This window comes from Flavobacterium xylosi, assembly GCF_042787345.1.
Classification (GTDB): domain Bacteria; phylum Bacteroidota; class Bacteroidia; order Flavobacteriales; family Flavobacteriaceae; genus Flavobacterium; species Flavobacterium xylosi.
Genome location: NZ_JBHZPZ010000004.1, coordinates 181,920 through 195,156, shown reverse-complemented (window position 1 = coordinate 195,156; position 13,237 = coordinate 181,920). Strand labels below are relative to the sequence as shown.

At 34.4% G+C, this 13,237-nt stretch carries 10 protein-coding genes and 2 pseudogenes; 6 read left to right on the top strand and 6 right to left on the bottom strand.

The annotated features are described in order from the left end of the window. Nucleotides 1-27: 27 nt before the first annotated feature. Together ACFX5E_RS04990 and ACFX5E_RS04985 are read left to right on the top strand one after the other, a co-directional pair. Nucleotides 28-966: pseudogene (locus ACFX5E_RS04990) on the top strand (2-hydroxyacid dehydrogenase); the annotation flags it as partial. A gap of 460 nt (nt 967-1,426) precedes the next feature. After that, complete coding sequence (locus tag ACFX5E_RS04985; protein WP_379854075.1) at nt 1,427-1,708, top strand: TM2 domain-containing protein; 282 nt, start codon at nt 1,427-1,429, stop codon at nt 1,706-1,708. Between the two features lie 68 nt (nt 1,709-1,776). Here ACFX5E_RS04985 and ACFX5E_RS04980 read toward each other — a convergent pair whose 3' ends face one another. Further along, nucleotides 1,777-3,579 (bottom strand): GNAT family N-acyltransferase, encoded by a 1,803-nt coding sequence (locus tag ACFX5E_RS04980; protein ID WP_379854073.1) that lies wholly within the window; start codon nt 3,577-3,579, stop codon nt 1,777-1,779. Nucleotides 3,580-3,782: 203 nt separating this feature from the next. Here ACFX5E_RS04980 and ACFX5E_RS04975 point away from each other — a divergent pair, with 203 nt between their 5' ends. The 4 genes from ACFX5E_RS04975 (at nt 3,783) to ACFX5E_RS04960 (ending at nt 8,050) form a co-directional block, all read left to right on the top strand. Beyond that, the gene (locus ACFX5E_RS04975) at nt 3,783-4,544 is read left to right on the top strand and encodes an exodeoxyribonuclease III (protein WP_379854072.1); all 762 of its coding nucleotides are present in this window, start codon (nt 3,783-3,785) and stop codon (nt 4,542-4,544) included. Nucleotides 4,545-4,638: 94 nt separating this feature from the next. After that, a complete protein-coding gene (locus ACFX5E_RS04970; protein WP_379854071.1) occupies nt 4,639-5,781 on the top strand; it encodes a hypothetical protein in 1,143 nt (380 codons plus the stop codon). Beyond that, nucleotides 5,778-6,719: an OmpA family protein gene (locus tag ACFX5E_RS04965; protein WP_379854070.1), complete on the top strand. Its 942-nt coding sequence runs from the start codon at nt 5,778-5,780 to the stop codon at nt 6,717-6,719. Before ACFX5E_RS04970 ends, ACFX5E_RS04965 begins: the two co-directional genes overlap by 4 nt. Nucleotides 6,720-7,012: 293 nt before the next feature. Further along, nucleotides 7,013-8,050 (top strand): aldo/keto reductase, encoded by a 1,038-nt coding sequence (locus ACFX5E_RS04960; RefSeq protein ID WP_379854069.1) that lies wholly within the window; start codon nt 7,013-7,015, stop codon nt 8,048-8,050. A 94-nt stretch (nt 8,051-8,144) separates the two neighbouring features. Here ACFX5E_RS04960 and ACFX5E_RS04955 read toward each other — a convergent pair whose 3' ends face one another. From ACFX5E_RS04955 to ACFX5E_RS04935, 5 genes and pseudogenes are all read right to left on the bottom strand, one after another. Further along, entirely contained in the window at nt 8,145-10,112 is a 1,968-nt protein-coding gene (locus ACFX5E_RS04955) for a transglycosylase domain-containing protein (protein ID WP_379854067.1), read from the bottom strand. A 230-nt stretch (nt 10,113-10,342) separates the two neighbouring features. Then, nucleotides 10,343-10,753: a hypothetical protein gene (locus tag ACFX5E_RS04950; protein ID WP_379854065.1), complete on the bottom strand. Its 411-nt coding sequence runs from the start codon at nt 10,751-10,753 to the stop codon at nt 10,343-10,345. Between the two features lie 331 nt (nt 10,754-11,084). Next, nucleotides 11,085-11,231 carry a hypothetical protein gene (locus tag ACFX5E_RS04945; protein WP_379854064.1) on the bottom strand — a complete coding sequence of 49 codons (147 nt, stop codon included), beginning with the start codon at nt 11,229-11,231 and terminating at the stop codon, nt 11,085-11,087. 360 nt (nt 11,232-11,591) lie between these two features. Continuing rightward, nucleotides 11,592-11,750, bottom strand: a pseudogene (locus ACFX5E_RS04940) (DNA repair protein RadA); the annotation flags it as partial. 100 nt (nt 11,751-11,850) lie between these two features. After that, nucleotides 11,851-13,062 carry a GAF domain-containing sensor histidine kinase gene (locus ACFX5E_RS04935; protein WP_379854063.1) on the bottom strand — a complete coding sequence of 404 codons (1,212 nt, stop codon included), beginning with the start codon at nt 13,060-13,062 and terminating at the stop codon, nt 11,851-11,853. Between the last annotated feature and the right edge of the window lie 175 nt (nt 13,063-13,237).

Here is a 13,237-nt window from a genome sequence, read left to right as displayed (position 1 = left end):
GGGTATTAAAACTTAGAAACATTTTTTATGGATATCAAAATCCTTCATATCGATAGCAATCATCCTTTACTTTGGGATCAATTGCAAAATGCCGGTTTTATAAATCACAGCGATTTTACTTCCTCAAAAGAAGAAATCGGGGCCAAAATTCAAGAGTATCAGGGAATTGTAATTCGAAGCCGATTCAAGATAGACAAAGCATTCTTGGACAAAGCCACTAATTTGCAATTCATAGCACGAGTAGGAGCAGGATTAGAAAGTATTGATTGTGAATATGCAGAATCTAAAAACATTACTCTTATTGGAGCTCCGGAAGGAAACAGGAATGCAGTTGCCGAACATACTTTGGGAATGATATTATCTCTTTTTAATAAACTAAATGAAGCCGACAGAGAGATACGATCCGGACATTGGATCAGGGAAAGTAACCGTGGTAATGAATTGGATGGAAAGACGGTGGGGATTATCGGTTACGGAAATATGGGGAAATCATTTGCAAAAAAACTCCGTGGTTTTGATGTCGAAGTGTTGTGTTATGACATCCAGAAAAATGTGGGAGACGCCAATGCGAATCAGGTTTCATTTGCAGAATTCCAGCAAAAAGTTGATGTGGTGAGTCTTCATATTCCGTGGACTACCGAAACCGATAAAATGGTGGATGCTGATTTTATAAATGGGTTTGCCAAACCTTTTTGGATGATAAATACCTCTCGTGGCAAAAATATTGTCACTGCTGATTTGGTTGCTGCGATGGAATCCAGTAAAATTCTCGGAGCTGGTTTAGATGTTTTGGAATACGAGAAATTGTCTTTTGAAACCCTTTTTCACGATAAAAATACACCTGAGGCTTTCCAATATTTGTTGAAAGCCAAGAATGTGATTCTTAGCCCTCACATTGCCGGATGGACATTCGAAAGTCATGAGCGACTGGCGCAAGTAATTGTAGATAAGATTAAAGCAAAGTATTTTGGTCAAGCCAAAATTGCAGAACCGGAGAAAAGAGTTACCGGAATTGGTGGTTTCTTTTTTAAATCAAAAAATCCAAAGGAACTAGTCGCTTGGTACGGAAAACATCTGGGCTTAAAAACCGATGATTATGGTTCTACTTTTTGGTGGAAGGACAAAGAGGGGAATGATTGTTCTACACAATGGTCGCCGTTTGCAGATGATACTACTTATTTTGCGCCAAGCGAAAAACAATTCATGCAAAACTTCAGAGTAGATAATTTAGAAATTTTATTACAAAAATTATCGGATGAAGGTGTAACAATTGTGGGTGATATGGAGACTTATGAGTACGGAAAATTTGGCTGGGTTCTGGATAACGAAGGAAATAAGATAGAACTTTGGGAACCAATCGACAAAGCATTTCAATAATTTTTTAATAGTAACTAACTTAAATTTAACCTTATAAATCAACCAATTTATGGAAAACTCAAAAATTGAAGAATGGAATAATCCGCGACCAGTTCGACAAGATAATAAAAAACTGCCTGCTGGAATTTTGGCTATACTTTTAGGCCCTTTTGCAATACATAAATTTCTTTTGGGATATACTACGGAAGGAATTATTTGGTTAGTGATTAGTCTTTTTACCTGTGGAACGGTCACGTACATATTAGGGATTATCGAAGGTATTATTTATTTAACAAAATCAGATGAAGAGTTTTATCAGACCTATCAAGTAGGTAAAAAAGCTTGGTTCTAAAACATAAAAAATCCCGTCTCGTCTTTTTAGGACGAGACGGGATTTTTTTATAAACAGGCATTTTGTATTCAATCTTCTTTTTCGCTTAGTTTTTTTTCCAGTTCTGCCTGAAATTCTTCCATTACAGGTTTCATGGTGCTTTCCGGGATATCAGCAATCCGGATGTACATTAGTCCGTCAACCGCATTGTTAAACAGCGGATCGACATTAAAAGCAACCACTTTTGCATTTTGTTTGATGTATTTTTTAATCAAAACCGGTAAACGCAAATTTCCTGGCTCCAATTCGTCAATAATTTTATCAAACTTATTTAAATCGGATTCCGCTTCGTCAAATATGAAATCCTTATCAGCATCTTTTAGTTTTACCTTATATGCTTTCTTTGGGTGGATGTATTGCGCAATATACGGGTCGTAATAATTCGATTTCATGAATTCAATCATCAGTGATTTTGAAAAATCAGAAAACTGATTACTGATACTTACGCCACCAAGTAAATATTTATGTTCTGGGTAACGCAGTGTAGTATGCATAATTCCTTTCCAAAGTAAGAAAAGAGGCATTGGTTTTTGTTGGTATTCTTTGATGATAAAAGCTCTACCCATTTCGATCGATTTGTGCATCATGTCATGTAATTCGGGTTCAAATCGAAAAAGGTCATTCAAATAGAAACCATTTATCCCGTATTTTGGATAAATTTCAGAACCGAGCCCCATTCGATACGCACCAGCAATTTTATTGGCATCACTATCCCATAAAAAAAGATGGTGGTAATATTGGTCGTGTTTGTCTAAATCAATGGATTCGTTTGTTCCTTCACCCACTTCTCTGAATGTAATTTCTCGAAGGCGGCCTATTTCGTGAAGAATATTGGGTATCTTTTTTGCTTCTGCAAGAAAGACTTCGTAATTTTTGCTTTGTAAAAGTCGGCAATCAGTACTTCGTAACGCATCTACTTCCTTTATCATTTTGTCCTGACTAGCAGCAGTAACAATTTTCTTCGGACTTTTAGGGAGTTTTAAAGTTGGTGTTGGCAAAAAAGGACTTTCTTTTTCAAAAGGATTCGCCAGCATGTACGTTTTCTTCCTCAAAAATTCTGAATATTCCTCAAGCGTTGAGAACTCATTTTGTTCACTTACGGAAATAGGTTTGCCAATACGCACTTTTATCACACGGTGTTTTTGGCTAAACACTTCCGAAGGTAGTTTTGCAGTTCTAAGAGTGCTGCTTATTTTAGACAGAAGATAAAATAATCGGCTATTTTTTGCGTGAAAATAAATAGGTACAACTGGAACTTGGGCTTTCCTAATTACTTTGATAGCACCTTCTTCCCAAGGTTTGTCAACCATTAATTTACCGTCTTTATAAGTAGAAACTTCCCCGGCAGGAAACATTCCCAAGGGCTTTCCGTCGCTTAAATGACGTAACGTTTCTTTTATTCCTACCACACTTGATTTAGCATCCTTATGGTTTTCAAAAGGATTAACCGGCATGATGTATTTCTTAAGTGGTTCAATTCGATGCAAAAGAAAATTGGCGATAATTTTGAAATTAGGTTCTCTTTCAAGCATTAACTTCAATAATAAAACACCGTCAATTCCTCCCAAAGGATGATTTGAAATCGTGATATAAGCCCCGTCTTTCGGTAAACGTTTTAAATCCTCTTCCGGGATTTCGAATTTTATTTGTAAATCATCTAATATTCCATTCAGGAAATCAACATCAGTTAAATGTTTATTTCTGTCGTATACTTTGTTTAAGGTAGAAATTTTTAGCACCTTCATAAGCATCCAGCCTGAAAAAGTTCCCAGAACTCCGTACTTATCTGCATTTATCGCTTTTGCGACTTCTTTGGTGGTTACTAAACCCATGTATCTTTAATTTTTTTTGAGCAAGAAACAAAGATAGCAAAAAACTCCATTTTCTCCCTTTTTATGAGTCAAACTTATCCTTTTTTGTTACATTTGAAACCCACATACAAACAATATAATTTTTTCCGAGAAAATAAAAAAGTGGGTTCCTGACAACCGCAGGCAAAAAATACTTTTTCGGAAGAAATTCAAAAAATACTGTAATGAGAATTATTTCATACAACGTCAACGGAATTAGAGCCGCCATTTCAAAAGGATTTATTGACTGGTTGCAACACGCAAATCCGGATATTATTTGTCTTCAGGAAATTAAAGCAACCGAAGAGCAAATTCCGGTAGATGATATTACAAAAGCGGGTTATCCGTATCAGTATTATTATTCAGCAACCAAAAAAGGCTACAGCGGAGTGGCCATTCTTTCTAAAATCAAACCCAATAATGTAGTTCATGGAACCGGAATTCACCATATGGACTTCGAAGGAAGAAATCTTCGTGCTGATTTTGATTACTTTTCTGTGATGAGTTTGTACCTGCCTTCGGGGACAAATATCGAGCGATTGGACCATAAATTTACGTTTATGGATGATTTTCAGAACTATATCAACGATCTCAAAAAAGAAACGCCAAATCTCATTATCTGCGGGGATTATAATATTTGCCACGAAGCAATTGATATCCATGACCCTATTCGGAACAAAAATGTTTCGGGATTTTTACCCCAAGAAAGAGCCTGGCTTGATGGATTCATGAAGTCCGGATTTGTGGATAGCTTCCGCCATTTCAACAGTGAACCGCACCAATATTCATGGTGGAGTTACCGCGCCGGAGCCAGAGGAAACAATAAGGGTTGGCGCATCGATTACAATTTAGTGAGCGACACCCTAAAACATAAACTCAAAAGAGCCGTTATTCTTCCAGACGCAGTGCATTCAGATCATTGCCCTGTTTTAGTGGAAATAGAATAGAAAAAGAATTTTTTCCAGCACTATGGATCCATAACCTGAGGCATTTTTATTCCCATTCAAATTTAACAATAACCATTATATCTCTTAAACCAGAATGAAAAAATTATTATTTATTTTATTTACATTACAATTTTGGTTACAATCTTATGCTCAAGTTAAATTTGAAAAAGCCTATTTTATTGACAATAATAATGTCAGAACCGAATGTTTTATAAAAAATAAAGATTCGTATTATAGTCCGAAATCATTTGAATACAAACTTAATGAAGAAGAATCTACAATTAGTATTGGAGAAATAAAAAACATAAAGGAATTTGGATTCGATAATAGTATTAAATTTGAGAGATATCTTTTAAATGTAGATATGTCAAGCAGTATCGTAGATAAATTAAGTGATAAAAGCGAACCGGAGTGGGAAGAAAAAACAATCTTTATTAAAGTATTAATTGAAGGCGATGCTACTTTGTACGAATATGTTGAGCCAAATCTTAAAAGATATTTTTATAAAGTAATGAATTCCCCTATTAGGCAACTCGTTTATAAAAAATATTTTGTTAAAAATTCTGACCATTCCGAATTAGCTGTAAATAAACAATATCAAAGCCAATTATGGTCTGGTTTAAATTGTGAAAATGTAACAATGGCCGAAATTCTTAAAATGGAATACAAAAGGAAAGAGTTGCTGAATTATTTTGTTAAATATAACAAATCTAAAAACAATGCTGCTGTAAATTACGGACAGAAAATGACTAAAGGGAGCTTTAATTTGAAACTAAAGGGGGGAGTAAACGTGTCGCCTAATGAAAATTATGTTTATGGGGGGGATCGAAAGGTTGAATATTTTGGAGATAAATTATTTCCTAATTATGGTGCAGAATTTGAGTATTGTCTCCCTTTTAACAGAAACAAATGGTCTATTTATATGGATGTAAACTATCAAAACTATAAATACGAGACTGTTTTTATAGATCAATACTCGACGGTGTTCGAAAAAACATATAAAACAACCAATTCTATTAATAAGGTTGTACCTAATATGGGTTTTAGATACTCTATGTACTTGAATGATAATTCCAAAATTTTTATTAATATAGGTTTAATTCGCACATATGGTCTTGGATACAGCTATAATCATAAATATAATGTTGAATTTCGAAGAAGTGGAGGTGGTTTTACAGAGTATTCTTTAGTTTTAGGATATACATTATTTAATAACAAAAAACAAAAAACAAAATGATTAAAAGAGTTTCCGTCGGATTGTTGCTATTGGCACTTTCAAGTTCATGCGTGTCCAAGAAAATATACAATGATTTAGAAAGCAAGTTTACTGATTTAAAAAAGGAGAACAGAACTTTAGAAGATGAAAATACCGATTTGTTAAAAGATAAAAACCAATTAGAGCTAGACCGCGATGCTTTAAAAACAGATTTGAGTAAATCTAAATCTGAGCTCAGTAAATTGAAAGCGGATTACGCAGCAGCTCAAAATAAATTTAAAGTCCTGCAGGATTCCTACGCAGCTTTAGAAAAAAACAGCGGTGATGCTTTACAAAGCAACATGAAGAAAAATCGTGATTTGCTGGAGCAATTAGATGAAAAAGGTAAAGCATTAGCATTAGAACAAGAGCGTTTAAACAAAAGCGCACAACGTTTAGATGAGTTGGAATCTTTGATTGCCGCCAAAGAAGCCAGTATGAAAAAACTAAAAGAAACCTTATCAAAAGCCTTGAACAGTTTTGAAGGAAAAGGGTTGACAGTAGAACAAAAAAACGGGAAAGTATATGTTTCTATGGAGAACAAACTACTTTTCAATTCGGGAAGTTGGGCGGTAGGTTCCGAAGGGAAAAAAGCAGTAATTGAAGTTGGTAAAGTTTTGGGTGATAACCCGGATATATCAGTACTTATTGAAGGTCATACGGATGATGATTCTTTTGCGGCTTCAGGACCAATTGCGGACAACTGGGATTTATCCACCAAAAGAGCCACGGCAATTGTAGCCATTTTGAGCGAAAACAAGAAAATCAACAAACAAAATCTTACGGCTGCAGGAAGAGGAGAATTTTCACCTTTAGCAAGTAATTCAACTGCCGAAGGAAAAGCAAAAAATCGTAGAATCGAAATTATTCTTACACCAAGATTAGATGAAATTTCTAAGATGTTGAATGAGATAAATTAAGGTTAAAATACCCAGTAATTATAAGTTTCACCATTAAGAAATTAAGAAAATTAAGCATTGATAAATCTTGATTCTTAATGAAACTTAATTTCTTAAAGGTTTGAAAAGAACCTTTTTTTAACCGCTAATTCGCTAATTTTATCTTTCAATTGAGGGGTTTTTAATTCGCGAATTAGCGGTTATATTTTTTTCTAACATGCTGTAAACTTTTCTCAATTTTCTGTTAACAGTAAGTCTAAACAACAAACTAATTTTATCTTTGTTTTCGAAAATAAAATACAATTTCCTTAAAAATGAAATACACTACTTTACCCAATACTGATATAAAAGTCAGCAAAATTTGCCTTGGAACCATGACTTTTGGTCAACAAAACACGGAAACTGATGGTCACGCCCAAATGGATTATGCCTTAGAAAACGGAGTCAATTTCTTTGATACCGCTGAGATGTATTCGATTCCATCGCGTCAGGAAACCTATGGAAGTACAGAGAAAATTCTTGGAACCTGGTTCAAAAAAACTGGAAAGAGAGAAGAAATAGTTTTGGCATCCAAAATTGCCGGACCCAATCCAAATTTTGGTTACATGAGAGAGAAATTAGATTTCTCACCAGCCAGTATCAAGTTTGCATTGGATCAAAGTTTGCAACGCTTACAAACGGATTATATTGATGTGTACCAATTGCATTGGCCGGAACGCAAAACCAATTATTTTGGTCAACGCGGTTTCAAAGTGCAAGACGATGCTTGGGAAGATAATATTCACAGTGTGTTAGAAACGTTGGATGGTTTTGTCAAAGAAGTGAAAATTAAATATATCGGACTTTCTAATGAAAATCCTTGGGGAATCATGCGTTTTCTGGAAGAAAGCAAGTACAACAATCTACCAAGAATAAAAACGATTCAAAATCCATATTCTTTATTAAACCGACTTTTTGAAAACGGTTCAGCCGAAATTTGCCTGAGAGAAAATGTAGGTTTATTGGCGTATTCGCCTATGGCTTTTGGAGTTTTGTCCGGTAAATTCCTAACAGGAGAGGATCATCCAAACGCCAGAATCAAGTTATTTCCGCAGTATTCCAGATACAACAGCGCTCAATGTACCGAAGCCATCAGATTGTATCAGGAAATCGCCAAGAAAAATGGATTAACCTTGACTGAATTGTCTTTGGCATTCATCAACCAACAGCCGTTTTTAACCAGCACAATTATTGGCGCTACCACATTGGAACAATTAAAAGAAAATATCGATACTATTCAAGTGTCACTTTCGGATGAAATCTTAAAAGCAATTGATGAAGTTCAGGCTATAATTCCTGATCCGGCTCCCTAAATTAAGAAACCATTTTTTTGCCATTCCGACGAAGGAGCAATCCCATTGCGTGAGATTCCTCCTTCGTCGGAATGACAATTTCTAGTTACAATTATTAAAGATCAAATTCCTCATCAACGGATAATGAATCGATTTTAATTTGAGTCGTATCTCGGGTTTTTATTCTTAGAAAAGACCTTGCAGGCCCAGAGATGATGATGCGTTGTGATTTATAAATAGTATCTTCAGGACTTAACAATCCTCTCCTGAACATGATATTGGTTAGGAAAGATTCTTGTCTTGTGGCAAAATTTTTTAGCATTCCTTGATCATTAAACTGATAAATGAATTTCTTTGGACTTGGAATAATTCGGGCAAGATACAAGCATTCATTCAAATTTAATTCGGATGGACTTTTCTGGAAATAAAACCGACTTGCTTCTCCAATTCCATATACATTTGGTCCCCATTCAATAATATTAAAATACACTTCCAGCATGCGTTCCTTGCTTGCAATTCTGTTATTTTCAAGGATAAAAACCAGCAAGATTTCTTCGAGTTTGCGGGAGACTGTTTTTTCACGGGTAAGAAAAACATTTTTTACCAATTGCATGCTAATGGTACTGGCGCCTCTGGAGAATTTTTTGGTTTTAATATTTTTTATGATGGATTGCTTGAATGCTTCATTGATAAAACCGTGGTGCGAAAAGAAAGAAGGATCTTCCGTAGTCAGAACACATTTTCTTAAGTAAGGGGATATTTGGTTTAAAGGCGTATAATTTGCATTGGCAGAGCCAACCAAAATTGGGCGTTGTAAGACGTTTTTTATAAGTGCCCGATATATAAATTCTCCATTTAGTTTGTTGAGATTGGCTTCGCCATATTTTGTAATTTTTAGATTTTCCTTCTTTATATTGCTGTCAAAAACCAGTTGATCGGGTTTGTTTTTATTGAAAGAAAAATTTAAGTTATAATCAAAATTTCCTTCCGCTTCCATTCCCTGAAAATGCGTAAACAAACCATCAGGTAGCGAAGTGATAAAGTCCTGCGCTTTCATCTTTGGGATCTTCACTTTGAGTCTGTAAATGGTATCCTTTTCAGTTTCATAAGCCAGATAAGGATGAAGCTTTATTTTATTGAACTGAACCGTTGAAGAACTGTCTATTGAAACGAAATCAGAACCCAACAAGAACCTGAAGTCAAAACGCGCATTTTTAATGACTACATCTTTACTGGCAATTTTAGAATGATTTATTTTTAAATTTTTAATAGAAGTGAAGCCGTCAATATGCAATTCATCACCATCCTTATCTATATTTATAATATTCAGTCGAATGGAGTCAAAACTCGATTTCAGGTTAAAACGCTCGTCAAAATAAGGAACTTTGATAGCGCCGGTATCTATATTAAAAAAACGAATGTCGGCTTTTTTATTTCTTGGATCGGCAAATCCTTTTATTTTCCAACGCTGGGTAAAAGTATTGGTTTGAACTTTAATTGAAGTTTCCAGTTGCTTGTTGACTAATCGCAGTTGCTGGAAATTTATGGTTGCTTTTCTTCCGTTGTCGTCTAACCGAAACGAAAGATTGTCTAAAACCATATCGGTTGGAACTAAATTCAGTGCTTTCGAGATAATTCTGTAGACAAATTGGGCATAATCTCTTTTTTCGTTGCTTATTTCCGTTTGCTTGTCTTTTTTTATAAAAGCATCAAAATTTCTTATTTTTCCCTTCTTGACTAACTGTATATATCCATTCTTGATTTCTAAAGTTCCAAGTTGCACATCACCAACTAACAAATGCAAGAAACTGATGCTTGTTTTCATTTTCTGTATTTTAAAAAGAGTGTCGGCATTTTTGGGAACCAATACTACATCGGAAAGATTTACACCGGAGATTCCATCAAAAGAGGCTTTTTTTACCGAAAAAGTACTGTTGTAATCGATTTCCATTGTATTAGAAACCTTGGCAATGGTTTGCTTTAAAACGGCATCACGGAATAGATAAAAAGCAATAATCAGAGCTACAAATAATACACAAAGTATTTTTGTGGCTAGAATTATTTTTTGTTTTCCGGTTTTCATAAACAGTTTGTCAATTAATAGAAATCGCTATGTAGTTTTATCAGTAAAGAAAAGAAAAAAACTACTATAGGGGTGTTTTTCTCTTATTATTTAGCACTTTTTTGTGTCTTTCAATTTTTAAAAACATAAAAAAGCTACAACATTTTTAATGCTGTAGCTTCCTGTATTATTTCTTAGTTAAATCCGTACAAATAGAGAGTTGTTTTGAACTATTCAATTTGTATGTAGGTTTATGAATTATAAAATTTCTTAACCTTAGCCACAACCTCATTTAAGGTCATTTTGTCTGCTGTTTCAACTGCTTTTAGTTTATTGGCAAATAACTTTTCGTCCTGAATTTTTTGTTCCAGTCTGATCTTTGTTTCGGCCGGACCAAAGACAAAGAGCTCATCAGCTCCTTTGACATAAGACAGTACTTCTTTTACGAAGAAATCAATTTGTTCTTTTTTTCGGTTTTCAAATTTTGACTCGCTGTTGCCATGATGTCCTCCGGAAAAGGTGCCTTTGTTCCCTTCCTTATCGTGGTAAACACTGTTTTCAACATCAGAGTCTATTTCAGAAATTTTTTCGTCTTTACCACCTTCAAGAGTGACAATTATCGCCTTTGAGGTGTCTATCCAGATTCCAGTTTGTCTTTTCATGTTTTTGATTTTTTAAATTAAAGTAGATTGTTTTAAAACAGCTTATTTTTGATTAAAAATTTATTGAATTTTACGAAAAAAGTATAGCATTTAGTTCACTTATTAAAACGTGTTCTGATTTGTTTTTTCCTAAAAAGGAAGCTGCAATTGCTTTGTCGGTTTGTTAGAATTAATGCGTTAACGGCGGGTGTAAATAAATTTTGATGTTCTTTTTCTGAAAATTTAAAAATCAGAATGGACAAGAGCAAAATCCCATTTATTAGCCACTAGCCAATCAAAAAAAATTTCAATTTCATAGGCTGTGTCGTCTCCAAATTCATTGAGCATATTTTCAAGTGGAAGCCATTCGTTGCTTTACAATTTCCTTAAGTTGCGCAATCTCTTCTCCACGGACGCTTTTATCTATGGCCGCAATAGTATAAAACACTTTTCCCAAGAGTCCATAAAGATGCGTTGTCGTTTGGTGTGATGGTTTCATTTTTAAATCTTTAGATAAAAAAAGAGTATATAAATTTACAACAAAATAGTGAATCTTATTGTTGAATTATTTGTTTTTTTCATCAGAAGTAAAATGCGTTTGAATTAAGGTAATTAATGGAAGATCAGTCGTAAAATTAAATTGAAAAGAGTAAAAGAAGATGCTTATTTGTGAATTTTAGGACTAGTCAATAAAGGAGTAGAATTGTTACGGTTAACCTTTCTATTTTATTCTAGTAATGCGAGTAAATAATCTACTTCAAGTTTTTGTGCTGCATAGTTTAATTTAAGTTCTGAATCTTCGCTCATTTTATTGTAAGATTCTAACGTTTTTTTTTTTTTGGATGTTTGAAAACAAATTTCACCCAAACAATTCACTGGCCACATCTTCAATTTTGGTTACCAATCGGAATTTGATTCCGGTATTTTTCAACGCAATTTTATTGTATTTGGATACAAAAATGGTCGAGAAACCTAATTTTTCGGCTTCCTGAATGCGCTGGTCCACGCGGTTTACGGGTTACAAATCCTCGCTAACCGTTGCGTTGACATATCTGAGCGGTTGGGTTTCAGGAGAATATCCCCTTCATTATTCGGAACTAATAATATAGGTATGCTATTTATAATTTGTTTTGTTTTATTGTAAAGTAGACTGTAGTTCCTTTATTTAATTCTGATGTTGCCCAGATTTCTCCATTAAGTTTTTCAACTATCTTTTTGCAGGAGGCTAGACCTAAGCCGCTTCCGTCAAATTCTTCTTGATTATGTAGACGTTTGAATGGCTCGAAAATAGTTTCGAGATATTCGGTTTTGATGCCTATTCCATTATCTTGTACCGAAAAAGTCCAAAACGATTTTGATTTTTCCAATTTAACATTCAAGTGGGTACGTATTCCTTTCTTTTGATATTTTAATGCATTACTCATTATATTTTTTAATAGTACGGTCAACGCCGTGCGAGAACTTTTTATAAGCGGCATTGCAGCTATGTTAATTTCGGGTTTCTCGCCATCGTTATTTTCAGTTAGTTCTTCAAAAATAGATGTAATCAATAAGTTAACATCGATGGACTCATACTCTTTGGTAATAAAACCTCCTTTTGCATAATCCAGTAAATCATTTATCAAAAGGTTCATTCTCCTAGTGGTGTTGTTAATTAATTTAAAGTATGTTTGGTCGGTATCGTCCCATAAATCCTCGTGTTTCACCTTCATAATTTTTAGCGCTGCTTGAACAGAACCCAGCGGTTGCTTCAAATCATGTGCTGCCATTGCCGCAAAAGCTTCCATGTTTGAAGAGTATTCCTGTAATTTTTGCTGATAAGAGACCAAGAGTTTATTTTTCTTTCTAAGATCTAATAAAAACATTACCTGGTTTGATAAACTTTGCAGTGCTTCAGATTGTGCTTCAGACAATTTACCGGGCTTATGGTCTATAACGCACAATGAACCTAAAGCAAAACCTTCTGTAGTAACGAGAGGAATACCATAATAAAAAACGATATTAGGGTCGCCCGTTACTAACGGATTCGATGCAAATATAGGATTATCTCGTGCGTCTGTAACTTCGAAATGTGCCTGAGGACTCGCAATTGCGTGCGCACAAAAAGAATATTCCAGTGGTGCGGGTGGACCAGACGTAAGTCCCAAACTAGATTTAAAATACTGACGTTCCTGATCAATAAAATTGATTATGGAAATTGGAGTATTACAAATTGAGGAAGCTATTTTTGTTATATCATCAAAAATTTTTTCCGGAAGAGTGTCCATAATGTCGAACTCCATCAGCGCTTTTACGCGCTCTATTTCATAATCGTTTTTTAATGTCTTCATATTTTTATGTATTACTTTGTCTATTACTAATTTCAGTATGATTATTTTTCTTTAGTTTAGTGCTCCCTTATTTAGGAACAATATTTATTCCTTACATTTTTCTAGTAACAGTGTAATTTGCCTTTAATTTTTTTTTCTCTAAATCATTTATCACCAATACCAGCGAATAATAAGG

Bases quoted from the DNA above. Each gene is read 5' to 3' on its own strand.
- ACFX5E_RS04985 (WP_379854075.1), top strand. From the start codon at position 1,427: ATGGAAAACTCAAAAATTGAAGAATGGAATAATCCGCGACCAGTTCGA.
- ACFX5E_RS04980 (WP_379854073.1), bottom strand. From the start codon at position 3,579: ATGGGTTTAGTAACCACCAAAGAAGTCGCAAAAGCGATAAATGCAGAT.
- ACFX5E_RS04975 (WP_379854072.1), top strand. From the start codon at position 3,783: ATGAGAATTATTTCATACAACGTCAACGGAATTAGAGCCGCCATTTCA.
- ACFX5E_RS04970 (WP_379854071.1), top strand. From the start codon at position 4,639: ATGAAAAAATTATTATTTATTTTATTTACATTACAATTTTGGTTACAA.
- ACFX5E_RS04965 (WP_379854070.1), top strand. From the start codon at position 5,778: ATGATTAAAAGAGTTTCCGTCGGATTGTTGCTATTGGCACTTTCAAGT.
- ACFX5E_RS04960 (WP_379854069.1), top strand. From the start codon at position 7,013: ATGAAATACACTACTTTACCCAATACTGATATAAAAGTCAGCAAAATT.
- ACFX5E_RS04955 (WP_379854067.1), bottom strand. From the start codon at position 10,112: ATGAAAACCGGAAAACAAAAAATAATTCTAGCCACAAAAATACTTTGT.
- ACFX5E_RS04950 (WP_379854065.1), bottom strand. From the start codon at position 10,753: ATGAAAAGACAAACTGGAATCTGGATAGACACCTCAAAGGCGATAATT.
- ACFX5E_RS04945 (WP_379854064.1), bottom strand. From the start codon at position 11,231: ATGAAACCATCACACCAAACGACAACGCATCTTTATGGACTCTTGGGA.
- ACFX5E_RS04935 (WP_379854063.1), bottom strand. From the start codon at position 13,062: ATGAAGACATTAAAAAACGATTATGAAATAGAGCGCGTAAAAGCGCTG.